23 protein-coding genes and 1 tRNA gene are annotated in these 24,869 nt (G+C 61.7%); 14 read left to right on the forward strand and 10 right to left on the reverse strand.

Annotated elements, in window-relative coordinates; genetic code table 11:
- The first annotated feature begins 19 nt into the window (after nt 1–19).
- The 4 genes from CMV30_RS15215 to CMV30_RS15230 are packed head-to-tail and all read left to right on the forward strand — an operon-like array spanning nt 20 to nt 3,220.
- Entirely contained in the window at nt 20–637 is a 618-nt protein-coding gene (locus CMV30_RS15215) for an RrF2 family transcriptional regulator (RefSeq protein WP_096056827.1), read from the forward strand.
- Nucleotides 637–1,647, forward strand: coding sequence for an ABC transporter substrate-binding protein (locus CMV30_RS15220; RefSeq protein ID WP_096056828.1), 1,011 nt, complete (start codon nt 637–639; stop codon nt 1,645–1,647). Before CMV30_RS15215 ends, CMV30_RS15220 begins: the two co-directional genes overlap by 1 nt.
- A complete protein-coding gene (locus CMV30_RS15225; RefSeq protein WP_096056829.1) occupies nt 1,644–2,456 on the forward strand; it encodes an ABC transporter ATP-binding protein in 813 nt (270 codons plus the stop codon). The genes CMV30_RS15220 and CMV30_RS15225 overlap by 4 nt, the downstream gene beginning before the upstream one ends.
- Complete coding sequence (locus CMV30_RS15230) at nt 2,453–3,220, forward strand: ABC transporter permease (protein WP_096056830.1); 768 nt, start codon at nt 2,453–2,455, stop codon at nt 3,218–3,220. The genes CMV30_RS15225 and CMV30_RS15230 overlap by 4 nt, the downstream gene beginning before the upstream one ends.
- 110 nt (nt 3,221–3,330) lie before the next feature.
- On the opposite strand, the gene CMV30_RS15235 is transcribed toward CMV30_RS15230, so the two are convergent.
- Nucleotides 3,331–3,741, reverse strand: coding sequence for an EVE domain-containing protein (locus CMV30_RS15235; RefSeq protein ID WP_096057799.1), 411 nt, complete (start codon nt 3,739–3,741; stop codon nt 3,331–3,333).
- A 172-nt stretch (nt 3,742–3,913) separates the two neighbouring features.
- On the opposite strand from CMV30_RS15235, the gene CMV30_RS15240 reads away from it, so the two are divergent.
- A complete protein-coding gene (locus CMV30_RS15240) occupies nt 3,914–4,927 on the forward strand; it encodes a PIN/TRAM domain-containing protein (protein WP_096056831.1) in 1,014 nt (337 codons plus the stop codon).
- A gap of 159 nt (nt 4,928–5,086) precedes the next feature.
- On the opposite strand, the gene CMV30_RS19560 is transcribed toward CMV30_RS15240, so the two are convergent.
- On the reverse strand, nt 5,087–6,094 hold the full coding sequence (locus tag CMV30_RS19560) for a hypothetical protein (RefSeq protein ID WP_138223323.1): 1,008 nt from the start codon (nt 6,092–6,094) through the stop codon (nt 5,087–5,089).
- Nucleotides 6,095–6,428: 334 nt separating this feature from the next.
- Nucleotides 6,429–6,504, reverse strand: a tRNA-Ala gene (locus CMV30_RS15255).
- 204 nt (nt 6,505–6,708) lie between these two features.
- On the opposite strand from CMV30_RS15255, the gene CMV30_RS15260 reads away from it, so the two are divergent.
- The 5 genes from CMV30_RS15260 (at nt 6,709) to CMV30_RS15280 (ending at nt 12,252) form a co-directional block, all read left to right on the forward strand.
- Entirely contained in the window at nt 6,709–7,140 is a 432-nt protein-coding gene (locus CMV30_RS15260; protein WP_096056834.1) for a hypothetical protein, read from the forward strand.
- Nucleotides 7,141–7,354: 214 nt separating this feature from the next.
- On the forward strand, nt 7,355–8,722 hold the full coding sequence (locus CMV30_RS15265) for a vWA domain-containing protein (RefSeq protein WP_096056835.1): 1,368 nt from the start codon (nt 7,355–7,357) through the stop codon (nt 8,720–8,722).
- Between the two features lie 181 nt (nt 8,723–8,903).
- The gene (locus CMV30_RS15270; RefSeq protein ID WP_138223324.1) at nt 8,904–10,721 is read left to right on the forward strand and encodes a sensor histidine kinase; all 1,818 of its coding nucleotides are present in this window, start codon (nt 8,904–8,906) and stop codon (nt 10,719–10,721) included.
- Nucleotides 10,718–11,443: a response regulator transcription factor gene (locus CMV30_RS15275; RefSeq protein WP_096056837.1), complete on the forward strand. Its 726-nt coding sequence runs from the start codon at nt 10,718–10,720 to the stop codon at nt 11,441–11,443. The genes CMV30_RS15270 and CMV30_RS15275 overlap by 4 nt, the downstream gene beginning before the upstream one ends.
- A 146-nt stretch (nt 11,444–11,589) precedes the next feature.
- Entirely contained in the window at nt 11,590–12,252 is a 663-nt protein-coding gene (locus CMV30_RS15280; protein WP_245844483.1) for a superoxide dismutase, read from the forward strand.
- Nucleotides 12,253–12,403: 151 nt separating this feature from the next.
- Here the strand turns inward: CMV30_RS15280 and CMV30_RS15285 are convergent, their stop codons facing one another.
- Nucleotides 12,404–12,979 carry a Fur family transcriptional regulator gene (locus tag CMV30_RS15285; protein WP_096056839.1) on the reverse strand — a complete coding sequence of 192 codons (576 nt, stop codon included), beginning with the start codon at nt 12,977–12,979 and terminating at the stop codon, nt 12,404–12,406.
- Between the two features lie 184 nt (nt 12,980–13,163).
- Here CMV30_RS15285 and CMV30_RS15290 point away from each other — a divergent pair, with 184 nt between their 5' ends.
- Complete coding sequence (locus CMV30_RS15290; RefSeq protein ID WP_096056840.1) at nt 13,164–13,604, forward strand: Minf_1886 family protein; 441 nt, start codon at nt 13,164–13,166, stop codon at nt 13,602–13,604.
- A gap of 121 nt (nt 13,605–13,725) precedes the next feature.
- Nucleotides 13,726–16,290, forward strand: coding sequence for a M16 family metallopeptidase (locus CMV30_RS15295; protein ID WP_096056841.1), 2,565 nt, complete (start codon nt 13,726–13,728; stop codon nt 16,288–16,290).
- An 82-nt stretch (nt 16,291–16,372) separates the two neighbouring features.
- On the opposite strand, the gene CMV30_RS15300 is transcribed toward CMV30_RS15295, so the two are convergent.
- Nucleotides 16,373–17,698, reverse strand: a complete 1,326-nt coding sequence (locus tag CMV30_RS15300; RefSeq protein ID WP_096056842.1) for a NupC/NupG family nucleoside CNT transporter — start codon at nt 17,696–17,698, stop codon at nt 16,373–16,375.
- 89 nt (nt 17,699–17,787) lie between these two features.
- Between CMV30_RS15300 and CMV30_RS15305 the strand changes: the two genes are divergently transcribed.
- Nucleotides 17,788–18,333: a gamma carbonic anhydrase family protein gene (locus CMV30_RS15305; protein ID WP_096057800.1), complete on the forward strand. Its 546-nt coding sequence runs from the start codon at nt 17,788–17,790 to the stop codon at nt 18,331–18,333.
- A gap of 57 nt (nt 18,334–18,390) precedes the next feature.
- Here CMV30_RS15305 and CMV30_RS15310 read toward each other — a convergent pair whose 3' ends face one another.
- From CMV30_RS15310 to CMV30_RS15320, 3 genes are all read right to left on the reverse strand, one after another.
- On the reverse strand, nt 18,391–19,428 hold the full coding sequence (locus CMV30_RS15310) for an epimerase (protein ID WP_096056843.1): 1,038 nt from the start codon (nt 19,426–19,428) through the stop codon (nt 18,391–18,393).
- On the reverse strand, nt 19,425–20,216 hold the full coding sequence (locus CMV30_RS15315; RefSeq protein ID WP_217494404.1) for an acyl-CoA desaturase: 792 nt from the start codon (nt 20,214–20,216) through the stop codon (nt 19,425–19,427). Before CMV30_RS15315 ends, CMV30_RS15310 begins: the two co-directional genes overlap by 4 nt.
- 259 nt (nt 20,217–20,475) lie before the next feature.
- A complete protein-coding gene (locus tag CMV30_RS15320) occupies nt 20,476–20,997 on the reverse strand; it encodes a GbsR/MarR family transcriptional regulator (protein WP_096056845.1) in 522 nt (173 codons plus the stop codon).
- Nucleotides 20,998–21,576: 579 nt separating this feature from the next.
- Between CMV30_RS15320 and CMV30_RS15325 the strand changes: the two genes are divergently transcribed.
- Complete coding sequence (locus CMV30_RS15325; protein ID WP_175414905.1) at nt 21,577–22,326, forward strand: methyltransferase domain-containing protein; 750 nt, start codon at nt 21,577–21,579, stop codon at nt 22,324–22,326.
- Between the two features lie 247 nt (nt 22,327–22,573).
- Here CMV30_RS15325 and lipA read toward each other — a convergent pair whose 3' ends face one another.
- Both lipA and CMV30_RS15335 read right to left on the reverse strand, forming a co-directional pair.
- The gene (lipA, locus tag CMV30_RS15330; protein WP_096056847.1) at nt 22,574–23,470 is read right to left on the reverse strand and encodes a lipoyl synthase; all 897 of its coding nucleotides are present in this window, start codon (nt 23,468–23,470) and stop codon (nt 22,574–22,576) included.
- Between the two features lie 289 nt (nt 23,471–23,759).
- The gene (locus CMV30_RS15335) at nt 23,760–24,806 is read right to left on the reverse strand and encodes a hypothetical protein (RefSeq protein WP_096056848.1); all 1,047 of its coding nucleotides are present in this window, start codon (nt 24,804–24,806) and stop codon (nt 23,760–23,762) included.
- Nucleotides 24,807–24,869 lie beyond the last annotated feature (63 nt).

Genomic DNA, 24,869 nt, shown 5'->3' on the forward strand with positions numbered 1-24,869 from the left:
TTCAAACTAGGCTTTCCCCATGAAACTCTCCAAACGCGGCGAATACGGCTTTCGTGCTATGATCGACATCGGTCTGGCGCATGAGCTCGGTCGCGAACTCGTCCCGCTCGGCGAGCTGGCGGAGAATGGGAAAATCCCGACGAAGTTTCTTGAGCAAATCCTGCTCGATCTGCGTCAGGGCGAATTCCTGACCAGTATGCGCGGCAAATACGGCGGCTATAAACTCGCCCGCCCCGCGAAGGACATCATCGCCGGCCAGATCGTGCGTTACCTCGAAGGTCCGCTCGCGCCCATCGGCTGCGTGAGCCAGACGGCTTACGAGAAATGCTCATGTCCCGATGAAGTTCACTGCGGCCTGCGGATGCTCATGCTCGATGTGCGCAACGCCATCGCGAACATCCTCGACCGCTACACCATCGCCGACGTCGTCGAGGTCACGCTCCGCAAGATGCGTCGCGACAACGTGAATCTTCCTTACGTTTCCAGCCCGCGCGCGGGTGAGAGCCGCCGCATCCACGGGAAATCCAAACGCGGTCCGGCCGCACGCACCGCCGCGCCCGAAAACAGAAAACCGTCGCCGATGACCACGCCGTTCGAAACTGGTCTCGACGACTTTCTTTATCGTGAAGGTATTTGATGACGCGCCGCGCATTCTTTCTCCCGCTCGTGCTGGCGGTGGCGTCGATGGCGGCGCTGCTGGGGGGCTGTCGCGCGAAAACATATTCTGAGCCGGTCTCGCGCGCGGGAAAAAAAATCCTGCGCGTTGGCTACTTTCCCAACATCACGCACGCCCAAGGCGTGATCGGCAGCACGCTCACCGCCGAGAAGAAGGGCTGGTTCGAAGAACGCCTCGGTCCCGACGTGGAGATCCAGTGGTTCGTGTACAACGCCGGTCCAAGCGCGATGGAAGCGATCTTCACGGACTCGGTTGATCTCACGTACGTCGGCCCCAGCCCGGCGCTCAACGCCTTCATCCGCGCACGCGGTGACGACATCCGCATCGTTTCCGGCTCGGCCCGCGGCGGCGCGGCGCTGCTGGTGCGCCCGGGTGCAGGGATCGAGAAGCCCGAAGATTTTCGCGGCAAAAAACTCGCCACGCCCCAGCTCGGCAACACGCAGGATGTGGCCGCGCGCGCGTGGTTGAAGGCGCAGGGGTTTCACATGACCCAGCTCGGCGGCGATGTGTTCGTGCTGCCGACAGCGAATCCCGATCAGCTCGCGCTTTTCAAACAAGGTCAGATCGACGCCGTGTGGACCGTCGAGCCCTGGGTGACGCGCATCGAAACGGAAGCGGGCGGCAGCGTGTATCTGGAACAGCCTGACGTCGTCACGACCGTGCTCGTCGCCAGCAAAAAGGCGCTCGATCACCGGAGCGAACTCATCGGACGTTTCGTGAAGGCGCATCACGAACTCACTGACTGGACCGTGGCACATCCCGCCGAGGCGCAGGCCATCGTGCAGCGCGGGCTCACGGCGATCGTTCATCGCGAAGTGCCGCTCAAACTCGTTTCCGCCGCGTGGAAACGCCTGACTTTCTCAAACGACATCACCCTCCACTCCATCGAAGGCCTTGTGGCCGATGCCCGCGGGCTCGGTTTCATTCGAGGCGACGTCGAGCTCCAACCCCTCATCCATATCCTCCAGTGACCGTACAAACGGAATTGGTTAACGAAGCGCCCTCGAAACTTTCGGTGGGCGAAATCACCAAGCGTTTTCGCAGCAAGAGCCGCGAAGTCCACGCGCTCGACCGCGTGTCGCTCGACATCGCCGAGGGCGAGTTCGTGTGCCTCGTCGGCCCGAGCGGCTGTGGCAAGAGCACGCTGCTCAACATCATCGCCGGTCTCGACACCGCCGATGAAGGCACGCTGCTCTGCGACGGCAAAGCCGTCGACGGCCCGGGGCGCGATCGCATGGTGATGTTTCAGGAGCACGCGCTTTTCCCCTGGCTCGATGTGCTGGGGAACGTGCTCTTCGGCCTCAAGCTCAAGCCCGGCCTGAACAACTCCGAGCGTACGGATGTCGCGCGCTTTTATCTCAAGCTCGTCGGTCTGGAGAAATTTGCCTCGGCCAACATCCACGAACTTTCCGGTGGCATGAAACAACGCGTTGCCCTCGCCCGCGCGCTCGCGCCCAATCCGCGCGTGCTGCTCATGGACGAGCCGTTTGCCGCGCTCGATGCGCTCACGCGCGAGCAGCTCTACGGCGACATCCAGCGCATCTGGCAGGATCGCAAGAAGACCATCGTCTTCGTGACGCATAATGTGCGCGAAGCCGTCTGTCTCGGCGACCGGGTGGTGCTTTTTTCGCCGCATCCAGGCCGCATCCGCGAGCAGTTCAAAATCGATCTGCCGCGCCCGCGTGACATCAACAGCGTCGATCTCGCGCAGTATTCCACGCGCATCACCAAGGCGCTCAAGGGGCACATGAAGGCGACGGAAGGAGAGGTCTCAGAATGAAACGTTTCCTCACTGCGGCGGCGTTCTTCGCCGTCATCCTCGCGATCTGGGAATTGCTCGTGCGCGCCAAAGTCTGGTCGCCCATCGTACTGCCGTCGCCGCTGATGGTCGGCGAGTACCTCGTCGCCGCGATCCGCGACGGCTCGTTGCTGGCGGCCTCCTGGGTGACGCTGAAGCGCCTGCTGCTCGGCTACGTTTTTGGCATCGCTCTCGGACTTCCGCTCGGCCTGCTCACCGCGCGTTTCCAAGTCTGCAAAGACACGATCGGTCTGCTGGCGCTCGGGCTGCAAACGCTGCCGAGCGTGTGCTGGGTGCCGCTGGCGCTCCTGTGGTTCGGTCAGACGGAGACGGCGCTCTTCTTCGTCGTCGTGATGGGCACGCTCTGGTCGGTGATCATCGCGACCGACACGGGCGTGCGCACGATCCCGCCGATCTACGCGCGCGCGGCCCGCACGATGGGCTCCAATGGATTTCACACATGGATTCACGTGATGTTGCCCGCGTCGCTCCCGTTTGTCGTCAGCGGTATGAAACAAGGCTGGGCGTTTGCCTGGCGCTCGTTGATGGCGGCGGAGATCTACGTGACGATTCTTACCGGCTTCGGTCTCGGGCACTTGCTGCACTATGGCCGCGAACTCCACGCGATGGAGCAGGTGACTGGTGTGATGGTCGTGATCGTCGTGATCGGCCTGCTGGCGGACAAAATCATGTTCTCGCCGTGGGAGCGTTTCCTGCATCGGCGCTGGGGCACGCAGGGGAAGTGAACGGAGGCGAATTCACCGCGGAGACGCGGAGGGCACGGAGAGAAGGCCAAATGGATTTAGACTCCGCGTTCTCCGCACCTCCGCGGTGAATCCTCAGGATTGAATAGAACTCATCCGCCCAGCTTCACGATCTTCGCAAACTCCGTCTTTTTGAGCGGCATCACGGAGAGGCGGCTCTGGCGGAGCAGGCCGATGTCTTTGAGCGAGGCTTCGCCTTTGACCTGTTCGAGCGTGACGGGATTTTTCAACGCCTTGCCTGCTTTGAGTTCGACCGCCACCCAGCCGTCTTCGTCGGCGGTTTTATCGGGAAACGCGGCTTTGCTCACTTCGGCGAGGCCGACGACTGCCTTGGTGGTGACGCTCTCGTAGAAGAGGACGGCGTCGCCGGGCTGCATGGCTTTGAGGAAATTGCGGGCCTGAAAATTACGCACGCCTGTCCAGTCGGTTTTGCCGTCGCGGACGAAGTCGGTCCACGCGTAAGCCTCGGGTTCCTGTTTCACGAGCCAGTATTGCGTTGTCATGCGGTGAGCGGTTTTGTGCAGTGCAACCAAGATGGACGACTCTGCTGCTGAAAAGGCAAAAGCCCAACGCGCGCTTTGGATTTTATACGCGGCGATGGGCATCGGCATCGGATTGCCGGTCGTGTTGTTCATCGTGTTCCACCAACGCTGAGAAGTCCCACGAATCGCTTTCATGAACCGCACGCTGCTCCCGATCCGGATTGTTTTCATCCTGCTGTGCGCGGCCGCCGGCTGGCTGATCTGCTACACGATCGAGGATTGGGATAAACGCCGCATGCTCGCCACCTTCATTGGCGGATCGATCGGCATACTGGCGGTGCTGACCGATGTGATGTTGAAGGGGTTTTCGTTGCGCGGTCTTTCAGCGATCACGTTCGGCCTCGGGGTGGGGACATTGATTTCCTATCTGATCGGGACATCGCCACTGTTTCGCGGAGCTGATGCGCAGTACGTTTATCTGACGCAGCTCGCGCTGTTTCTCGTGGCGACTTATCTCTGCACGGTCATAGCGCTGCGCGGCAAAGATGAGTTCAACCTGGTCATCCCTTATGTGCGTTTCGTGCCGCAGGAAGTGGAGACGTCGCTGGTCGTGGTGGACACGAGCGCGCTGATCGACGGGCGCATTGCAAAGGTGTGCGAGGCGGGGTTTCTCAGCGCGGCGCTGGTGATCCCTCGGTTCGTGCTCGATGAATTGCAGGCTGTGGCCGACTCGAGCGAGCCGACCAAACATGCCCGTGGACGCCGTGGACTCGAAGTGCTCGGCGAGCTGCGCAAAATCAAAAACATCGATATCCGCATCCCGGAGAGCGATGTGACCAAAAAGCAGGATGTGGATGCGAAGCTCGTGTTCCTCGCGCAGTCGATGAAGGCGAAGCTGCTCACCACGGATTTTAATCTGGCGAAGATGGCGGAGTTTCACGGCGTCCACTGGCTCAACCTCAACTCGCTCGCGCGCTCGTTGCGGCCGGAGTTGATTCTTGGCGAGCAGCTGGAAGTCGAACTCGTCAAAGCGGGCAAAGAAGATCTCCAGGCCGTCGGTTATCTGGAAGACGGCTCGATGGTCGTCGTGCAGGGCGGACGTCCGCACATCGGCCAACGCGTGACGGTGGAAATCTCCAGCGTGCTGCCATCAGCCGGTGGAAAAATGGTCTTTGCGCGGATGCTGAACGATCGGGCGCTGGGGTGAGCTGGCTTTTGGGGTTCCGCGACCACAACAACGGAATAGTGACGCAGGGCGGTCGCAGGCTACTCAGAGGAGAGCAGGAAGCGTGTTGCCGGATTGTCGCTAAAGTGGATTCAGATGGACGCACTGCATGGCCTCGGACTTAGAACGGATCGCAAACATTCAGGTCTGACCTCTTGAGGCGAGCGGGGTGTGCAAACTGCAAAGTTTGACCCCTTTTCCGGCTCTTTTCCGGCTACCCCGTTCGTTCTCCTGCTTTTTTGAGTCTTCCAGTATGGCGGACACTAATGGTTTGAGCGCAACCAAGGTTATCCGAAACAAACCAGTCATCGATACGTAACTGATATCCACGTCCGAGACTTTAAAGGCTTCGTCTAGCGCAATAACAGTTCTGTCGCCTTCAGTTTTCGCAGGTCCGTAGTGTACTCCTCCTTTTGAATTCGCGCACGCATTGATGACATCCTTCACACTCGCGGCCTGTCCTTTGAATAGCATGCACTTTCTCGCGAGAAATGCGTCTCGGTTAATTTCAATAATCTCACGGGTGGTCACACTGCCGGGATCAAGATTAAACCAATGGCTCTCTGGGCTAGGGACATCTGCAGGCAGTTCTTCCACGTCATTTATACGAAACTTGAACTTAAGGCAAAATCGCGTGTTTGCGCGGCTCAGCATTCCATCGAGTAGTAGTTGTCTCATGATAGCGGAACCACGAAGGGTTTCGTACCAGTCATTTTTGAGCGCAGTTTCGTCTAGATCGGCGATGGCTCTAAGAAAAAAGGCTTCAGCTTTGTGTTCAGAGAACGCCTCTCTCAATCCGGGGAAGATTTGTTGAGGAGGCGTCGCAATATGTTCACGTGTTTCTACTGCTAAAACCGGGAGAAGGCTTGGGTCGCCGCTTAGTAATTCGACTCCATTCAGTCGCAAAGAAGCTGTGTGATCTTTCCAAGTTGCGACTACAATAACGTAGCCGAAATCGATCTGAACGCGTTGAAAGTGAAAATGATGCGATGGCCCCGAGTGCTCAAGCGTTAGGGAAAGTGAACCGTCCCCGTGAATAAAAAGATTGGCTACAGCGGAATCGGTTTTGACCTTGAATATCGGTGCCCTTGCCCCGAAGGGCGGCGTTTGAAACCTGCATACGAGTGCGAGGGTGCCGCTGGTTGTCATAGATGCTGCTAACGCTAAGAAAGGGGGGCCGGTGTAGGTATTTGGCAGGGGATGATTTCCTCTAAAATTCAGTGATGTATTTTGCGTGTAACGTGCGCCTAGGTATCCGGAATCGTGTGACGGGGAGTTTAAGCTGCCTTTCGCTTGGGCTTTCCTTCGGCGACGGAATGCAAACCGGCGTCGCTGGCGGCGATCCCGGATTTGAACTGCTTCGCGCTTTGAAGGAAGAGCGCACCGTGTTCGATGTGAACTGGGATTGGGGGTAAGGAGTTGTTAGCTGCTGCAGTCATGAAGCTGGGGAATGCTGACTGACGAACCTGCCGCTGATGGGGATTGGTGGAGCAGACCGGGATCAAACCGGCGACCTCGTCGTTGCGAACGACGCGCTCTATCAACTGAGCTACTGCCCCTCTGGAGCCGGTGGTTTTGGGCGAGGGCTTTCGGCGAGTAAATACCAATTTTGAGCAGGGGCGTCCGCCGGACTGACGTGACGGCTGTGCAAAAAATGACCGGGCGCGCGCTTGGTCTCCAATTTGCTGTTGCGGGAGGTGCCGCCGGTTGGAAGATGCGCTCGCAGACTTAAAAGAGCCTGCTTCCTCGGAGGATTTCCACACATGAAAAAAGCCACAGCCACAAAGACCAAGACTACCCCAGCGATCCCGGCGCCCGTTCCGGCAAAAAAGGTGAGCAGTCCCGTCAAGGCGAAGGCTCCCGCCAAGGCCAAACCGGCCAAAGCTGCGGCGAAGGCTCCGGCGGCGGCACCGACCGTGAAAACAACTCCGCCCATGCCCGTGCTCACGACGATCACGGCGGAGATCGACATCGGTTTCGGCAACACGCTCTGGATCCGCGGGGACGGTCCCGGCCTGAGCTGGGAAACCGGGCTGATCATGGACTGCGTGGCCGACGACAAATGGTCCGTCACGCTGGCCGATGCGGGCGCGCCGGTGGTGTTCAAGTTTCTCGTCAACGATCTCTCCTGGTCGGCGGGCACCGACTATGTCGTGAAGCCGGGCGGTTCGATTACGCTGAAGCCGACGTTCTGAGTCGGGCGGTGCTAGCGGGTGGTGAGAAGCTGCCCGCTTTGAATCACGGAGCGGCGCGTTAGGGATAACGCGCCCTGCCTCGGGCGAGAGCGCGCGATCGATGCAATCCTGCGCGTGCAGCGCATGACAAATCCCTGACAACTTCCTGACGCGGCGCTGACAACTGCCGCGGCGGTTTGTGGTGAAATGGCTCCGTCCTCAACGGACATTCACCATGAAAACTTCGCTCTTCTCGTTCTTCGCGGCCGCGCTTGTCGGTGTCGCTTCGTTTGTCGCTCTCTCTGCTAAAACCAACACTTCCTCCGGCGATGAGGCGGTGCGGCTGCGGCTCGATCTGGATCGCACGGTGTTGCCGGCGGGCTCTACGGAAAAAGCGGTCATCAAAATCTCGCTCGATGGCGTGCGCCTGCCGCGCCCGGAGTCGCGTCCGCCGGTAAACCTTGCCCTCGTGATCGACCGCTCGGGCTCGATGAGCGGCGATAAAATCGAGAAGGCGCGCGAGGCCGCCCTCGAAGTTCTCAGCCGACTTGCGCCGGACGACATCCTCTCGGTCGTCGCTTACGATTCCGATGTGGAGACGCTGGTCCCGGCGCAACGCGTGGGCGATGGGCGTCGCATCTCGGCAGCGATCCGCTCGATCCGAGTTAACGGAAACACGGCGCTCTTTGGCGGCGTTTCTCAAGGCGCGTCGGAAGTTCGGAAGCATCTCGAAGATCGGCGCTACATCCACCGCGTTATCCTGCTCTCCGACGGGCAGGCGAATGTCGGCCCGAGCACGCCGGACGATCTGGCGCGGCTGGGTACGGCGCTGATGAAAGAAGGCGTTTCGGTCACGACGGTGGGGCTCGGACTCGGCTTCAACGAGGATCTCATGACGCGTCTCGCGCAGCGCAGTGACGGCAACACGTACTTCGTGGAGTCGAGCGAGGATCTGCCGCGGATCTTCGCGGGTGAAATCGGCGATGTGCTCAATGTGGTGGCGCGCCGGGTGGTCGTGGAAGTGGAGTTTCCCGAGGGCGTGCGTCCTTTGGGGTTTGTCGGTCGCGAAGGCGTGATCAAGGGCCAGAAGGCGGAGGTGACGCTCAATCAAATTTACGGCGGCCAGGAGAAGTTCGCGTTGATCGAAGTCGAAGTGCCGGCGCGGGAAGACGGCGTGAGTCTGGAACTCGCGACGGCGCGGCTGACCTACGATGACGCGTTGAAGAATAAGTCCGCGACGAGCCAGGCGCGCAGCGCGGTGACCTTCAGCAAGCGCAAGGAAGCGGTGATCGGCTCGGCAAACTTGAAGGTGCAGAACGATTATGCGGTTAACAGCCTCGCGATGACGAAGGACCGCGCGGTGGAGTTGGTCGATGCGCGCAAACCGGCGGCGGCCGCAAAGGCGCTGCGAGCGAAGGCCGTGGAAATGAATTCGATGGCGGTGACCTATAAAAATGTGGAGCTCGCTGAACTCGCGAAGAAGCAGGAAGCGGAGGCGGACCGGCTCGAGCGCGATGGGCTGAGCAACAAGGAGCGCAAAGCCTATCGCGCCGAGAACACGCAAACGACGAGTCAGCAGTCGTCGGTCGGGAGTTCGAAGTAAGCTTGCAACGGTCTGTCGGTGAAGCGGACGTTTTGCGCACGCTGTGCATCGTCGAAGAGCGTAAGCGCTGAAAAGGCGGTCCCTGCGTACACAACGCGCGGGGACCGCGCGTTCCACCTCCCAACCGCAAAACCAGCTCGGCATACGCCCGATAATTTTGTCAGCTGACTTCACTCTTTTTGTGACGACCACCTCGCGCCGCATTTTTCTCTATTGGTTGTTGCTGCTGGCAGCGGCGCTTGGGGTCGGAGCGGGGGCGTGGTTGTTGCTAGAGCGGGAGGAGTCGCGGTTGTCGAAGCGCACGGAATCGGCCGAGGCGGCGCGGAGGGCGGCGGTCGAAGCGCGGGCGGCATTGGTCGCCGAAAATGTCGAATTACTGGTCGGCGATGTGGAGGCGGGATTATTGGATACGCTGGCTGAGGCACCGGCGGAAAATCTGGACGCGGTGCTCAATGACTGGGAGCGGACCAATCCGCTCGTGCGGACGGCGTTCCGGGCGGCGGCGAGCAGCGGGCGGTTGCTGCGGCCGGCGATAGGGAACCGTAGTGAAGAGGCTCGGGGATTTTACCGGCGGTTTGCGACGCGGTTGAGTGCTCAGCCGCCGTGGCGGCCGGTAAAACTATCTTACGAGGAGTTTTCGAGTAGTTCGCGAAAGAAGGGCGATCAAAACGTGGAGACGGTTCAAAATGCGCGACGCGAAGTTCAAGCGCTGGCGAAGGATCGGTCGTCGTATGCGTCGAACTCGGCGCAGTCGGGGAGTGCGAGCGCGCTCTCGGGACAGCAAGAAGCTAAGGTGAAGGGGCGTTCATTATCGGAGAAAGCAGAGGTAGCGGATTTTGCAGTGGCAGAGCGCGCGGTACCGGCGGCGAAGGCGGCGAGTGTTGCGCCTGTTGCGGACCGGCGTGGATGGCTGCCGTTGGTGGCGGACGGGCGGTTGCATTTGCTGGGCTGGGTGTGGCCGCAAAATGCGAGCGAGGTGCGTGGCGTGGAGGTGGAACTGGCGGCGCTGGTGTCGCGGTTGGGCGGGGCGATGCCGGTCGAGGTGGCGGCGGGCGAGGGCTATGCGCTGCGCGATGACAAGGGGCGCGTGCAGCATCAAGCGGGCGTGGTCGCGGCGAGTGCGCCGACGGTGCGCGTGCCACTGGCGGCGACGTTGTTACCGGGGTGGGACGTGGTGGCGTTTCTGGCGGTCGCGCCGGAGGAGAGCGGGACGGGATCGTTTTTCGCGGTGGGAGCGTCGCTCGCGGCGGTGTTGTTGCTGGCGATTTTGACGAGTGGATCGCTGCTGCTGTGGCAGGCGAGGCGGAGCGAGGCGGAGGCGGCGCAGAAGACGTCGTTTGTGGCGAATGTGTCGCACGAGTTTAAGACGCCGCTGACGACGATCCGGCTGTATTCAGAATTGCTGGAGCAAGGGCGCGTGGCCGATGCGGAGAAGCAGGGCGAGTATCTGCGGACGATCGGTCGCGAGACGCAGCGGCTGGCGCGGCTCGTGAACAACGCGCTGGATTTTTCGCGGCTGGAGCAGGGGAAGAAGCAATTTCAACGCGAGCGGTGTGATCTCGGAGCTGAGTTGGGGCGGTTGATGGATGTTCATGCACCGCGGGTCGCTGAGTCGGGGATGACATTGAGGGGTTCGCTGCCCGAGAAGCCGGTGATGGTGACGACGGACCGCGATGCAGTGGAGCAGATCGTACTCAATCTCGTGGATAATGCGTGCAAGTACGCGAGCGACGGGCGCGAGTTGAGCGTGGCGCTTGTGGGTCGCGCGGACGGTGGAGCAGAGGTGCGCGTGAGTGATCGCGGGCCGGGCGTGCCAGTGTCGGAACGCGAACGGATTTTCGAGAAGTTTCACCGCGTGGATCAGACGCTGACGGCGGAAAAGGGCGGCACGGGACTCGGGCTGAGTATTGCGCGGCAGCTCGCGCGCGGGCTGGGCGGGGAACTACGTTGCGAAGCGCGGCCGGGAGGCGGCGCGGTGTTTGTGCTTACTTTGCCATGAAAGCGAAAATCCTGATTGCCGAAGACGACGCGAACATACGGCTCGGGCTGACGGCGACGTTGGAGAGCGAAGGGTATGATGTGACGGCGGCGGGCGATGGCGCGCAGGCGTTGAAGCTTTTTGCGCAGGGGAAATTCGATCTGGTGATCCTCGATGTGATGATGCCGAAGGCCAGCGGCTATGACGTGTGCCGGGATCTGCGTGCGAAAGGCGAACGCGTGCCGGTGTTGTTTCTCACCGCGAAGGGCGAGGAGATCGACAAGGTGGTCGGACTCAAACTGGGTGCGGACGATTATGTAACAAAGCCGTTTGGCGTGCATGAATTGCTGGCGCGGGTGGAGGCGTTGCTGCGGCGTTCGCGGACGAGTGCTGAGAAAAACGGTGCGGGCGGAGGAGGAGCGAAGGAGTTGCCGGCGGTGTTTCGATTTGGTGTGGCGGAAATCGATCGGAAGAAATTCACGGCGGCGGTGAGCGGGCGCGAGGCGGTGGCGTTGACGGCGCGGGAGTTGAAGTTGCTGGAAGTTTTTGCGGCGGGTGCGGGCGAAGTGCTGACGCGGGATGCGTTGCTCAACGCGGTGTGGGGCGTGGGTTATTTTGGGACGACGCGGACGCTCGACCAACATGTCGCGCAGTTGCGGAAGAAGGTGGAGGCGGACGCGGAATCACCGGCTGCGATTATTACGGTTCATGGGATCGGGTACCGGTACGAACCGTGCCGTTGAAATGGCGCTGGCGGTTGCAGTGATGGGCTTTTGGGTTACCGAACTCTCGCATGAACTCCCAAAACGCTGAATTCACCCTGTCGCGACGCGACGCACTCAAAACGTTTGGCGCGGGCGCGGCCCTGCTGAGTCTGGGATTATTGGGGATGCAGCGTCTCTCGGCGCAGGCGTCGGCTGGAGCGGCAGCGAACGCGGCGAGCGGGCCTTTCGTGCTGCCTCCGCTGACCTTTGCTTATGATGCGCTGGAGCCGCACATCGATGCGAAGACGATGGAGATTCATCACACGAAGCATCATCAGGCGTATGTGACGGCGGCGAACAAGGCGCTGGCGGGTCACGCGGAGTTGCTGGGATTGGACGTGCCGGAGCTGCTGCGTCAGCTCGATAAGGCGCCGGAAGCGATTCGCACGACGCTGCGGAATAATGTCGGTGGGCATGCGAATCACTCGTTCTTCTGGACGCTGCTGAGCCCGAAGGGTGGCGGTGAACCGAAAGGCGGGCTGGAGTCGGCGATCAAGAAACAGTTCGGCGATTTCGCGGCGTTCAAGACGCAGTTCGCGGATGCGGCGGCGAAACGGTTTGGCAGCGGCTGGGCGTGGCTGCTCATGAAAGATGGCAAACTAGTGATCGAGTCGTCGGCCAATCAGGACTCGCCGCTGATGATGGGCGCGCGGCCGATTCTCGGTCTCGATGTGTGGGAGCACGCGTACTATCTCAAATATCAAAATCGGCGCGCGGACTATGTGAATGCGTTCTGGAACGTGGTGGATTGGGACAAGGCCAACGACTACTACCGGATGGCAACGTGAGTGAGGCAGCTTCTCCTTTTAAGTTCGGAGGTTCGATCCAACCACAGATAGCACAGAGAGCACGGATGCAGAAGCAGAGTTGGGTCGCCTAAAAACAAAAACGCCGAGGTGATGAACCTCGGCGTTTTTGTTTTTGAAAGAGGAGAGCGGCTTAGCTCTTCACGACTGGCGACTGGCTGCGTTGCTGGACGGCGGCGGGAATCGCGGTGGCGGCGACGTTGCCGGAATCGCGCGTGAGGTTTTTCGGTTTTTGGGCGAAAAACTCGACGAGGTGGGAAACGTCGGTGTAACCGCGGGACTTGAGCGTCTCTTCGATTTTTTTCACCACGGTGCGGAGTTCGGCGCTGCTCTCGGCATCGAGTTCGGTGACGTCGTTGGAGTCTTTGGAAACGATGTGGTAGGGAGCGGCGTCGCCATCGAGGGCGATTTGGTAGAGGCTGGTGCCGTTGTGGAAGTAACAGAGGCGGACGAGGCCAACTTCCTGGAAGGCGGCGAGGCAGCGGTACACGGTGACGAGATCGCAGGCGGTGCTGGCGAGGTCGTTGTGAATCTGCTCGATGCTGGCCGGCGCGGTGCGTTTCAGAAGTGCTTCTAGAATCGCAACACGCGGCTGGGTAATACGAAGCCCGGCTGACTTGAGGCGGGCGCAAGCCACGTCGATGGACGCTGGCGATTTGGCGGGTGATACGGCCGCCAAGGGGTGGTTGGTCTGGGTTGAAGCGATCATGTGATGATGAACTTTAGGTAAGCTATCGCCTGCTGAATGCAATTCTGTAAATTAGATGAATTGCATAAGCAGGTTTTTACCTGGTTTTGGCGGAAATGCGGCCGAACAAGAGGCTAAGCGCCCAGAGCAACGTGAAGAGCAGTTGCCACGATGAAGTCTGAACGCACTGTCACCCATCCCGAACATGCAGGACGTGGAATTTAACGAAGTCATCGAGCTCATTTGCAAAGAAGACGGTCGCTACGACCGGAAGGCTTATACCTTTATCCGTCAGGGTTTGGATCAGACGGTGAAGGAGATCCGTAAGAAAGACGCCGAGAAGGCGCAACGGTCGCGTCACGTGAGCGGACCGGAGTTGTTGGAAGGGCTGCGAGCCTACGCGCTGGATCAGTACGGGCCGCTGACGAAGACGGTGCTGAACTCGTGGGGTATCAAACGCTGTCAGGATTTTGGCGATCTGGTTTTCAATCTGATCGAGTACAACGTCTTCAGCAAAACCGAGAGCGATAAACGCGAGGACTTTTCGGACATCTATACGTTTGACGATGCGTTCGTGAAACCGTTTTTGCCGAAGAAGAAACCGCGCCAGACGGACACGGCGACCGAAGCGGTCGGTCCGGCTTGAGGCGGCGGCTCACGATCTGCCTGTGGCTGCGTCTCCGCGCTTCGGCCTGATTTGCGCGGCAATCAGAAGGCGGATACGTCTGCGCCTGTTAGCTTGAAACTGAACACATCTGACTTTTTCCATGCCCGTTAAACCCACCGCCGTTTCCGCCAACTTCAGCCTGCTCGATCCATTCTGGAAAGAGCGCGTTGATCGCACGGTGCTCTCGAACGGGCTGACGGTGCTGATCAAGCCGGACATGTCGGCGCCGGTGGCGTCGGTGCAGGTCTGGGTGAAGACGGGGAGCATTCATGAAAATGCGCTGCTCGGTGCAGGGCTTTCGCACTATCTGGAGCACATGCTTTTCAAGGGCACGAAGCGCCGGGCGGGGCGGGAGATTTCGGCGTCGGTGCAGGCGCATGGCGGGTACATCAACGCGTACACGACCTTTGACCGGACGGTGTATTACATCGATCTGCCGTCGGAGCATGTGGGCGTGGCGGTCGATATTCTGGCGGATGCTGTGCTGCACTCGACGCTGCCGGAAGATGAAGTGGCGAAGGAGAAGGACGTGATTTTGCGCGAGATCGACATGGGGCGCGACGATCCCGACCAGCGGCTGGGTGAGGCGCTGTTCGACACGGCGTTTCGGCAGCATCCGTTCCGGTATCCGATCATCGGGCACCGCGAAGTGTTTTCCGGTGTGAGGCATGCGGATCTCGTCGCCTACTACCGTGCGCGTTACGTGCCGAACAATCTGGTGGTGGTGATCGCGGGGGCAGTTGACCCGAAAGCGGCGCTGGTGGAGGTGGAAAAACATTTTGGCGGAGCTCCGCGTGCGCGGCTGGCTCCGGTGGTGATTCCGGAGGAGCCGGCGCAACTCGCGCCACGGGCGTTGCATAAATTCGAAGACGTGGAGCTGACGCGGGCCGGGCTGGCGTGGCAGATCCCGGGTATCACCCATCCGGATGCGCCGTTGCTGGATTTGCTGGCGACGATTCTGGGCGGGGGCGACAGCTCGGTGCTGTGGCAGGATGTGCGCGAGAAGGCGCGATTGGTTCACTCGGTCGATGCGCACAGCTGGACGCCGGGAAGCGTGGGGTTGTTTTATGTGTCGTTCACATGCGACGCGGACAAGCGCGAGGCGGCGACGAAGGCGATCGAGCGGTCGCTGGCGAGGTGTGTGGCGAAAGGATTTTCGCCTGCGCAGATCAAGAAGGCGCAGCGGCAGACGGTGGTGGGGGAAATCAATTCGCGCAAAACGATGAGCGGGCAGGCGTCGCGGCTCGGAGCGGCGGAAGTCGTCATCGGCGATCTCGATTATGCGAAGACATATTTCGAGCGGATGCGTCTGGTTACCGCGGCGGATCTGAAGCGCGTACTGAAGACTTATCTCGTGCCTGCGCGGCTGACGTCGGTTTCACTTAATCCGAAGGCGAGTGAGGAAGCGCTTACGGGAACGACTGCGGTGGCGGGCAGCGATCTTGAGTTTGAGGAAATCAAACTGGCGAACGGTTCGCGGCTGTTGCTTCAGCACGACGCGCATCTCCCGAATTTGCATGTGCGGCTGCTGTGTCTTGGCGGACCGATGCAGGAAGACGCGGGCAAGCGCGGGGCGACGTCACTGCTGGCGACGATGCTGACGAAGGACACGCGGAAGCGGAGCGCGGCGGCTGTCGCCCAGTTCATCGAGGAAGTGGGCGGGGCATTTCATCCGTTCTCGGGCAACAACAGTTTCGGGCTCGCGGCTGAAGTGCTGCCGACGGATGTGGATCGCGCACTGACGGTGCTGAGCGAGGCGGTGTTCGCGCCGGCGTTTAAGAAGACCACGTTCGAGATCGAGCGCGAGGCGCAGCTGGCGGAGCTGATGCAGGATGCGGACGATGTGGTGACGTTTGGACGGAAGCTGCTGAGGAGGAAATTTTTTGGCGCGTATCCGCTATCCATCGACTCGGCGGGTGACGAGTCGGGGCTCAAGGCGGTGACGCCGGGCGATCTGGCGGCGCTGTGGAAGACGTGTTTTGTCGCGGGCAATGTGGTGTTGGCGGTGGCGGGCGATTTTGACCGGAAGAAGCTGGTGCCGCAGCTGAAGGCGTTTCTGGCGAAAGTGCCGAAGGGAAAACTGGCGAAGCCGGAGGTGACGTTTGAGCGTCCGGCAGAAGTCGGGGATTTTATCGAGACGCAGCCGCGCGAGCAGGCGGTGGTGTTTCAGGCGTTTCGCGGGCCGGGTCTGAAGGCCGACGATTATTACGTGAGCGAAGTGGCGGATGAACTGTTCAGCGGGATGTCGTCGCGGTTGTTCGAGCGAGTGCGCGAGGACAAGGGGCTGGCGTACTTTGTCCGGTCGAGCCGTGTGGTCGGACTGGAGGCGGGGATGTTTGCGTTTTTTGCCGGGACGAGTCCGAAGCATTACGAAGAAGTGCTGGCGGAATTCGACGCGGAGATCGCACGCGTGCAGGCGGGCGAGGTGACGGCGGAGGAGCTGAAGCGGTGTCAGACGCGTTTGAAGGCGGGGCGTCGGATGGGGCTGCAGACGAATTCGGCGCGCGCGATGCAGGCGGGCTTAAATGCGCTTTATGGGCAGCCGGTAAACGACTGGAAAAATTACGACGGCTATATCGACGCGGTGACGGTGGCGAAGCTGCGGGAGTTTGCGCGGACGTATTTCAAGAAGTCGCAGCGGACGCAGCTGGTCGTGAAGGCGTGAGGAAAAAGTTGAGAGCTGAGGAGGTGGATTTATCCAACCGGCGGGGTTAGGGCTAACCCGCCCTACCTCGGAGGGGCGACCGTCAGGTCATCATGCCGGCGACGGAGGCGGTGAGGAAGCAGGCGAGGCTGCCGCCGAGGAGGGCGCGCCAACCGAGGCGGGCGAGCTCGGGGCGTTTCTCGGGGGCAATCGCGCCGATGCCGCCGATCTGGATGCCGATGGAGACGATATTGGAGAATCCACAAAGCGCATACGTGAGGATGATGCGGGTGCGGTCGTCGGTGAGCGCGCCGGAGGCCTGGAGTTTGTTCATCGAGAGGTAGGCGATGAACTCGTTGAGGACGGTTTTTTCGCCGAGGAGCTGGCCGGCGGTTATGAGGTTGGCGGAGTCGATGCCCATGAGCCAGGCGAGCGGGGCGCCGAAAAGGCCGAAGAGGAGTTGGAGGGAGAGGCTGTCGTAGCGGCCGCCAGAGGTGGAGGCGATGAAGGCGTTGAGGCCGGTCCATTCGCCGAGGAGGCCACCGAGCATCCAGTTGACCATGGCGACGAGGGCGGTGAAGACGATCAACATGCCGGCTACGTTGGCGGCGAGTTTTAGGCCGTCGGTCGTGCCGAGGCAGATGGCGTCGAGCATGTTTTCGCCGGGTTTCTCGGCACTCATGCGAAGTTCGCGGTCCACGATTTCTTCCTGCGGCATCAGGATTTTGGCGACGACGAGCGCGGCAGGGGCGGAGAGGACGGAGGCGGTGAGGAGGTGGGTGGCCCAGCGGACGCGTTCGACGGGGTCATTGCCGCCGAGAAGGGTGATGTACACGGCCATGACGCCGCCGGCGATGGTGGCCATGCCGCCGACCATGACGGCGAGGAGCTCGGAGCGCGTCATGGTTTTTAGATACGGTTTGATGAGGAGCGGAGCCTCGGTCTGGCCGACGAAGATGTTGCCCGACGCGTTGAGGGTTTCGGCACCGGAGAGTTTCATGGTGCGCGACATGATCCAGGCGAAGCCCATGACGATGAACTGGAGGACGCCGAGGCGGTAGAGCAGCGAGGTGAGCGCGGAGAAAAAGATGATGGTGGGCAGCACGCTGACGACGAAGACGGGGCCGCCGGCGGTGAAGGGTAGCTCGGGGATGTTGCCGCCAGCGATGCCGTTGAACCAGCCGAAGAGGAGGCGGGTGCCCTCGTTGGTGAAGCCGATGATCTGGTTAAAACCCCAGCCGACGGCTTCGAAGAGTTTGCGGACAGGGCCGACGTGAAGGATGAGCAGGCCGAAGATGAGTTGAAGCGACATGCCGACGCCGACGAGTTTCCAGTCGATCTTGCGGCGGTTGGTGCTGAAGAGGGCGGCGATGGCGAGGAAGGCGGTGATGCCGAGAAGACCGCGAAATAGATGGGAGAAGGAGTCCATGAATCGAGGGTGGAGAAAGCCGGTTGCGTGCCGGGAGGCTTGCGGGTGTGTGCGCGCGGGGCGAGAAGCAAGGGATGACTCCGACTCCCCTGACGGTTGAAGAACGGCTGGCGCGGCATCTTTCGAAAATGCCGGACACGGCGCGGGCAAACTGGGTGGCGGCGAACGCAACCGTGGTCGGCGATGTGACCCTGGGTGCGCGGTCGAGCGTGTTTTATGGAGCGGTGCTGCGCGGGGATATTGCGCGGATCGTGGTGGGGGAAGGGACGAATATTCAGGACAACTGCGTGGTTCACCTGGCGGACGATCTCGATGCGGTGATCGGCGCGTGGTGTACGATCGGGCACGGGGCGATCGTCCATGCGTGTACGATCGAGGATGAGTGTTTGATCGGAATGGGAGCGACGGTGCTCGATGGTGCGCGGATCGGGGCGCGGAGTATCGTGGGCGCGGGAGCGGTGGTGAAGCCGAGGACGGTGATTCCGCCAGGATCCGTCGTCCTGGGGTCTCCTGCGAAGGTGGCGCGGACGCTCAATGAGGAACATCAGCGGGCGTTGAAAGGGTGGGCGGAAAAATATCTGGCGGTTTCGGCGGCGCATGCGGCGCGAGAGAAGGCGGCGGGAGAAAAGCGCTGACCGGGTGCCGGTGGCGGAGTGCGGTGCGGACTCGGCAGCGCGTGCGAGCACGCTGACCTACGGGACGGGCGGAGAATTTTCCCAGCGTCCGGCGAGTTCGATGGCGGCGGAGGGCCAGTCGGGGTGGCGGAAGGTGAAGCCGTTTTCGAGGAGGCGGGTGGGGATGACGCGGCGGCTTTTGAGGAGGAGCTCGGTGTCGGTGCGCAGGAAGAATGCGCCGATTTCGAGGAGCCAGGCGGGCGAGCGGAGACCGATGGGGGCGAGGAGCGCGTGACGGAGGATGGTCTGGAAAGAGGCGTTGGTGAGCGGGCCGGGGGCGGCGAGGTTGATGGGGCCGCTGAGGTCTTCGCGGGCGAGGAGGAAGCGGATGGCGGCGGCGAAGTCGTGTTCGTGAATCCAGGAGACGTACTGGCGGCCGTTGCCGTGAGCGCCACCGAGGCCGCGGCGGGCGAGTTTGGCGAGTGTATCGAAAACTCCGGCACGGTCGGGGCTCATCACCATCGCGGAGCGGAGGGCGACGCGGCGGGTGAGGGGAGTCGGAGATGTGAAGAGGGTTTCCTCCCAGGCGCGGGCGATCTCGATGGATTTGTCCCAGTAGCGCGGGACGTCGGGCTCGGAGCTGCCGAGGACGCCGGTGGCTTCGTCGTTGGGGGCGTCGAAGCGGTGGGCGTAGATGGTGGCGGTGCTCATCTGGAGCCAGACGCGCGGAGGGCGGGCGGTGCGGGCGACGGCTTCGCCGATGACACGGGTGGATTCGACGCGGGAGGACAGCATTTCGGCGAGGTTGCGCTTCGTGTAGCGGCAGTTGACGGAGCGGCCGGCGAGGTTGATGACGGCGTCGGCTCCGTCGAGTTCGGCGGACCAGGGGGCTAGGGTGCGGGCGTCCCAATGGAGGATGCGGAGAGTGGAGTTGTGCGCGGGAGTGTTGGTGCTGGTGGTTGCTGTGATGAGGGGCGAGGTGAAGTCGGAGGAGGGGAACGTGGATGGGTCGCGTGTGAGGACCACGAGGTCGTGCGTGGCGTTGGTGTCGCGCAGGAAGTCGCGGAGGAGAATGCGGCCGAGCTGGCCGGTGGCTCCGGTTAGGATGAGTTTCATGGTGCGGCGCTGAGTTCCGGGCGTTCCGGCTGGTCGGCTGGTAATTTGATCGCCCAGGCCAGTCTCAGTTTTTGGAGAGCGCTGATGGCCCACCATCCAGGATCTAATTGGTGTTCACCAATGCCGAGTTTGGCTGAGCCGGGAAAGGCGTGGTGATTGTTGTGCCAGCATTCGCCCATCGTCAGCAGTCCGAGGTGATCTAGGTTGTAGCCTTGGACGGCATGGCCGGTGAGGTGCCAGTCTCGCGAGCCGTGGTTGTGAGCAAAGTAGCCGACCAGCCAGTGTCCGATCAGCGAAACGGTGATGCGCACGAAGATCCCCCAGATAACCCAGCCCGCCCCGCCGCAAAAGTAGAGCAGCAGCGCCCAGGGGAGTTGCTGTAGGAGCCACGTCCGCTGCATGAATTTATAGACCACGTTTTCAGCGGTCGAAGGCTCGATGATGAATCCGGGAGGATGTCGAAGCTGAATCTCGCAGTGAAGCTGCCAGAGGAAATCCTTCCACGCGGGATTGCGGTGAATGAAAAAAGGATGGCAGTTGGGATGTCGTTGGGCCCAGTCGCGGATTTCGTGCATGTACATCACTCGAAAAGGGCCGCCCATCCCGACCAGGACGCCGAGATGAACCAATATGTATTCCAGCCAGCGCGGGCAGGCGAAGCTGCGGTGAATGAGCAAGCGGTGAAATCCCACCGAGTGTCCGAGGCACAGCGTGCTCACGGTGAAGATGAACGATACGAGAATAGCCGTTGGAGAAATCGTGAGTGCTCCGCCGATGATGGCGATCAAGGCGCAGGTGCAGAACCAAATTGATTTCAGGGGGCTCCACTGGACGGTGCCTTCGACTGGATTCGTCTGGGGCGTCTTATTATGCATTCGGTGTACAGCATGCATGGTAAGATTTTTTGGACAGCATTGGGGGATTAACAGGATTCGGTAGAGTGTGGGTGAGGCGGAGGCTAACTCCGCGTCTTAAGTGACGCGGCTACGTTGCGGAGCGGAGGCTGGCAGACTGAAAAGGCCGACGGGGACGTCGGCGCTCCCGGGATCAGCCGAGGAGTTTGAAGACTTTGTCGCCGAGGCTCGCTAGGCGTTTGAGGCCGGCGGGGGAGAGGGATTGGGAGCGTTCGCACCAGCGGGAGGTCAGCTCCATGAACTCGGCGAGGTCGGCGAAGCGTTTGAGGGTGGAGGCGGGAATCGTTTTGGAAGACGCGGCTTCGGCGGCGCATTCGCGGAGGATGGTGACGGTAGGGTCGAGTTCGCGGCGGCGGCGTTCGCGCATGATGAGGAGAAACATTTCCCAGACGTCTTCGAGGGTGGCAAAGTGGTCCCGGCGGTCGCCCATCTGGTGGACGATGCGGACGAGGCCCCAGCCTTGGAGTTCTTTGATGCCGGTGCTGACGGCGGAGCGGGCGATGTCGAGGGTCTCGGCAATTTCGTCGGCCGCGATGGGCTCGGGGGAAACCATGAGGAGGGCGTGGATCTGGGCGACGGAGCGGGTGATGCCCCAGCGGGCGCCCATCTCGCCCCAGTGGAGGATAAATTTTTGGGTGGTGGGTGTGAGTTTCATAGAGTGAGCGGAGTTGGCGAAAGGTGTGAACGGAGAACGGCGGGGAGGGGACGTGGGGAGACGAGGTGGGCAGGCGGGCGAGGTGTGGTTCGTGTAATTTCAGAAAAGACTGAAATTTAAGGCGGTGTCGAGTATGGAGTTGGGTTTGGGGAGGAGCGGAGCCGGCGGAGAGAGGAATCGGAGTGGGGCATGAGGTCGGAGACGGAATTTTTTAACCACTGATGGCACTGATGGGAACGGATTCGGAAGGTGGCGGATTCTGCTGACTGCGGGTGATGTGGGCGGGAGCTGATCGAGGCACGTGGGGTGGAGGTGCGTCGGGACGGAGGAGACGGAACGGAGTTTGGTCGGGATTTCAGGATTGGAGGAGTCGGGGTGGGGCGGTGCGATGGCGGGATGAATGCGGCGAGTTTTTCCGGAGATCGCGGCGTAAAGCCGCTCCTACCGTTTTGGGAGAGGGCTGGACGTGGGGGCGGGGGGCGGCACGGTGGCGGGGTGTTTGAAATCATCGCGAAACAGGCAGCGCAGAGGTATCGGTCGTGCGGGATCACGGCATGGCAATTTGCGCGTGGGAAACTTTTGGGCGATCCGGTGTATCGGGCAGTCTGGGACGGGCCGTGGTTGAAGCGTGGTGGGACGGTGATCGATCTGGGGTGCGGGCAGGGATTGATGCTGGCGTTGATCGCGGAAGGGCGGGCGGCGGAGCGTGGAGTTGTTGAAGCGGGGGCGGAGCGGGAGGACGGAAATTTGGACAGGATTACAGGATTAACAGGATTGGGGGAGTTGCGGACGAAGGGCGAAGGGCCGCTGGAGAATAGTGCGCATCGGGCGGGCAGGGCGTTTTCGGAGCCGACGGGGACGTCGGCGCTCCTGAGGGGGCGGCTGGTGGGGATCGAGCTGCGGGCGAAGGTGGCGGGGATCGCGCGGCGGGCGCTGGGTGAGGATGCGGAGATTATCGCGGCGGATGCGCGGGTGGAGGCGTTGCCGGTGGCACGGACGATTTTGATTTTCGATGTGCTCCACATGATGCCGGCGGCGGATCAGGAGGCGTTGGTGCGCGGGCTGGTGGCGGCGTTGGAGCCGGGTGGGACGTTGTTACTTCGCGAGGCGGATGCGGGGGCAGGGTGGCGGTTTCAGGCGGTGAATGTCGCGAACCGGGCGAAGGCGTTTTTCTTTGGGTATTCGTCGAAAGGGTTTTGTTTTCGGACGGCGGCGGGGTGGCGGGCGTTGCTCGAAAGTACCGGGCTCGGCGTGGAGGTGTGGCCGATGGGGAAGGGGACGCCGTATGGGAATGTGCTGCTGGTGGGGACGAAGGCTAAAGCGGGCTGAGTTTGGTTGAATCGCAAAGACGCAAAGGCGCGAAGGTCGGATGCGAAGGAGACGTGAGAGGGTGTCGCAGCGATCGAGTGGCCACGCTTTAACAAACGCGGCTACCGCGGAGGCGGGCGGAAGTGGACGACACGGAGGTCGTCCCTCCTGGGGAATGCGTGATGGGGGCGTCGCGCATCCATCTAAGGAAGAGGCGAGGTCGGGGCGCGTGCGAGCACGCTGGCCTACGGGACGGGACGCGGCGCGGTCAGGCGCTGGCGAGGGCGTTTTCGGTATTCAGGTGGTCGGTACCGGTGTACTTTTCCGACTGTTCGTCGGCGTGGTAACTGGAGCGGACCATGGCGCCGGATTCAACGACGCCGAAACCGATGCTGAGACCGAATTCTTTCCAGCGGATGAACTCCTCGGGCGTGACCCAGCGGGCGACGGGCCAGTGCTGCGGCGTGGGCTGGAGGTATTGGCCGATGGTGAGGATGTTGACGCCGTCGGAGGCGATGTCGCGGAGGGTCTGCTCGATCTCGTGCTGTTCCTCGCCGAGGCCGAGCATGATGCCGGTCTTGGTGGTGAAGCCGCGGCTTTTCACGTGGCGGAGGACGGCGCGGGAGCGGTCGTAGCGGGCCTGGACGCGGACGGGTTTTTGGAGGCGCTCCACGGTCTCCATGTTGTGGTTAAAGATATCGGGCTTGGCGGCGAGGACGGTGTCGATGTGCTCGAAGTTTTCTTTGAAGTCGGGGACGAGGACTTCGATGGCGGTATTCGGATTGCGGTAACGGATGGCGCGGATGGTCGCGGCCCAGACGCTGGCGCCGCCGTCTTTCAGCTCGTCGCGGGCGACGGAGGTGATGACGCAGTGTTTCAAATTCATCTTGGCGACGGCGTCGGCGACGCGGGCCGGTTCGCCGAGGTCGAGTTCGGTGGGTTTGCCGGTGGCGATGGCGCAGAAGTTACAGGAGCGAGTGCATATATTGCCGAGGATCATCACCGTGGCGGTGCCGCGGGACCAGCATTCGCCGAGGTTGGGGCATTGGGCGCTCTGGCAGACGGTGTGGAGCTTGTGCTCGTCGACGAGCTTGCGGACGGCGTTGTAGCCGGGGCCGGAGGGAAGCTTGGCGCGGAGCCAGGAAGGTTTGCGAGCGGTGTCCATTGAGTGTGCTGAGCGGAATCTGAACGGAAACGAGAGGGTGGGAGGAAAAGGGGTTCTGGCCAGCGGTGCACACTTATTTTCTGGGGGCGGGGACGGGGAGAAATGGAGCTTATGGGGCCTATGGTTTGAGTAAAGAGGAACGCTCAACGTTTAACGCTGAACGCTCAATGGGTGGCGGAAGGTGATGGAGGCGAGGTGCGCGGTGGTGAGTGCCGGGTGGTTTGCAGGCGCAAAAAAGCCGCCGGGCGCAATGGCCGGCGGCTGGAGATTTACACGAGAGGCGCGGAGGTCAGGGTTTGACGACGGGGCGTTTGACGGGGGCGATGTTGAGGCTGGCGGGGGCGTCAAGGACGGCTTTGGGGGGGGCGGCTGGAGCGGTCGCTGAAGGGAGGCTGGCGGTCTCGACGTAGAGCTCGGCCTGGAGGCGGGCGATGGCTTCGCCTTCGGTGGGCGGGGTGGAGAGGCGGATGAGGCCGAGGTTGGCGAGTTTCAGGGTGAAGATGGTGCTCTTCATGTCGGGCCCGAGGAGTTCGAGGGTGGCGGATTTTTCGGCGGTGTCCTGACTGTTGCCTTGGACGAGGAAGGTGTCGCGCCAGGCGGTCCAGGCGGCGCGGTCGGCTGCGCTGATCGCGACGGTGAGGTCGGAGATGTTGGGGGTGGCGATGGCGGCGGAGGCTGCGTTGAAGACACCGGCGGGTTTTCCGGTCGTGGTGTTCGTGATGGAGAAGGCTTCGAGGGAGGCGATGCGGGTGGAGGGGAGGCCGTCGAGGGTGATGCGGAAATTGGAGGCGATGGCGCCGGCACCGACCTTGGCTCCGGCGCGTGTTGCGGAGCCATCGGCGGCGACGGATTTCACGCTCTCGGCGCGGAAGATGAAGGTGAGGCGAAAGGGGTCTTTCGAGCTGCCGTCGAGTTTGGGGAATTGGACTTCTTCGATGACGGCGTTGGCGGCCAGGAGAGTGGACTCGGTTTTACCGTTGGCGTCCGCAGTCGTGAGCGTGAGGGGTTGCGGCGTGTTTTTTCCCGAGAGGAAACTGGAGAGAGCGTCGGTGAGTGCGGGGGAAAGTGGGAGTGTGGTTTCGACGACGATGGGGTCGTAGCTGATGGAGGAGATGTGTTTCTTCGTGGTGCCGCCGAGAGAGGATGTTGTGACAGTGCCGGCGATGTCGCCGCCGGACCAGCCGGTGACTTCGGAGCAGGTGACGCCGTTAATGGCGACGGACTGCGCGCCCGAGGAGTAGGTGCGGGTGGCCAGCGCGGCGGAGGTGATGCCCGTGGAGGCGGCGAGGAGGGCGAGTGAGAGCGAGAGTGTCGGGAGGCGGCGGAGCGTTTTCATGAGTGGGAGAGTAAGAGGCGGGGAGTGTTGGGGACGTGCGGGCAGGAAGGCACGTATTTTTTG

This window comes from Nibricoccus aquaticus, from assembly GCF_002310495.1.
GTDB lineage: Bacteria > Verrucomicrobiota > Verrucomicrobiia > Opitutales > Opitutaceae > Nibricoccus > Nibricoccus aquaticus.

What these genes read in the sequence shown, in the direction of transcription:
- CMV30_RS15215 (WP_096056827.1), top strand. Translation starts at nt 20, where the DNA reads ATGAAACTCTCCAAACGCGGCGAATACGGCTTTCGTGCTATGATCGAC.
- CMV30_RS15220 (WP_096056828.1), top strand. Translation starts at nt 637, where the DNA reads ATGACGCGCCGCGCATTCTTTCTCCCGCTCGTGCTGGCGGTGGCGTCG.
- CMV30_RS15230 (WP_096056830.1), top strand. Translation starts at nt 2,453, where the DNA reads ATGAAACGTTTCCTCACTGCGGCGGCGTTCTTCGCCGTCATCCTCGCG.
- CMV30_RS15235 (WP_096057799.1), bottom strand. Translation starts at nt 3,741, where the DNA reads ATGACAACGCAATACTGGCTCGTGAAACAGGAACCCGAGGCTTACGCG.
- CMV30_RS15240 (WP_096056831.1), top strand. Translation starts at nt 3,914, where the DNA reads ATGAACCGCACGCTGCTCCCGATCCGGATTGTTTTCATCCTGCTGTGC.
- CMV30_RS19560 (WP_138223323.1), bottom strand. Translation starts at nt 6,094, where the DNA reads ATGACAACCAGCGGCACCCTCGCACTCGTATGCAGGTTTCAAACGCCG.
- CMV30_RS15260 (WP_096056834.1), top strand. Translation starts at nt 6,709, where the DNA reads ATGAAAAAAGCCACAGCCACAAAGACCAAGACTACCCCAGCGATCCCG.
- CMV30_RS15265 (WP_096056835.1), top strand. Translation starts at nt 7,355, where the DNA reads ATGAAAACTTCGCTCTTCTCGTTCTTCGCGGCCGCGCTTGTCGGTGTC.
- CMV30_RS15275 (WP_096056837.1), top strand. Translation starts at nt 10,718, where the DNA reads ATGAAAGCGAAAATCCTGATTGCCGAAGACGACGCGAACATACGGCTC.
- CMV30_RS15280 (WP_245844483.1), top strand. Translation starts at nt 11,590, where the DNA reads ATGCAGCGTCTCTCGGCGCAGGCGTCGGCTGGAGCGGCAGCGAACGCG.
- CMV30_RS15285 (WP_096056839.1), bottom strand. Translation starts at nt 12,979, where the DNA reads ATGATCGCTTCAACCCAGACCAACCACCCCTTGGCGGCCGTATCACCC.
- CMV30_RS15290 (WP_096056840.1), top strand. Translation starts at nt 13,164, where the DNA reads ATGCAGGACGTGGAATTTAACGAAGTCATCGAGCTCATTTGCAAAGAA.
- CMV30_RS15295 (WP_096056841.1), top strand. Translation starts at nt 13,726, where the DNA reads ATGCCCGTTAAACCCACCGCCGTTTCCGCCAACTTCAGCCTGCTCGAT.
- CMV30_RS15300 (WP_096056842.1), bottom strand. Translation starts at nt 17,698, where the DNA reads ATGGACTCCTTCTCCCATCTATTTCGCGGTCTTCTCGGCATCACCGCC.
- CMV30_RS15310 (WP_096056843.1), bottom strand. Translation starts at nt 19,428, where the DNA reads ATGAAACTCATCCTAACCGGAGCCACCGGCCAGCTCGGCCGCATTCTC.
- CMV30_RS15320 (WP_096056845.1), bottom strand. Translation starts at nt 20,997, where the DNA reads ATGAAACTCACACCCACCACCCAAAAATTTATCCTCCACTGGGGCGAG.
- lipA (WP_096056847.1), bottom strand. Translation starts at nt 23,470, where the DNA reads ATGGACACCGCTCGCAAACCTTCCTGGCTCCGCGCCAAGCTTCCCTCC.
- CMV30_RS15335 (WP_096056848.1), bottom strand. Translation starts at nt 24,806, where the DNA reads ATGAAAACGCTCCGCCGCCTCCCGACACTCTCGCTCTCACTCGCCCTC.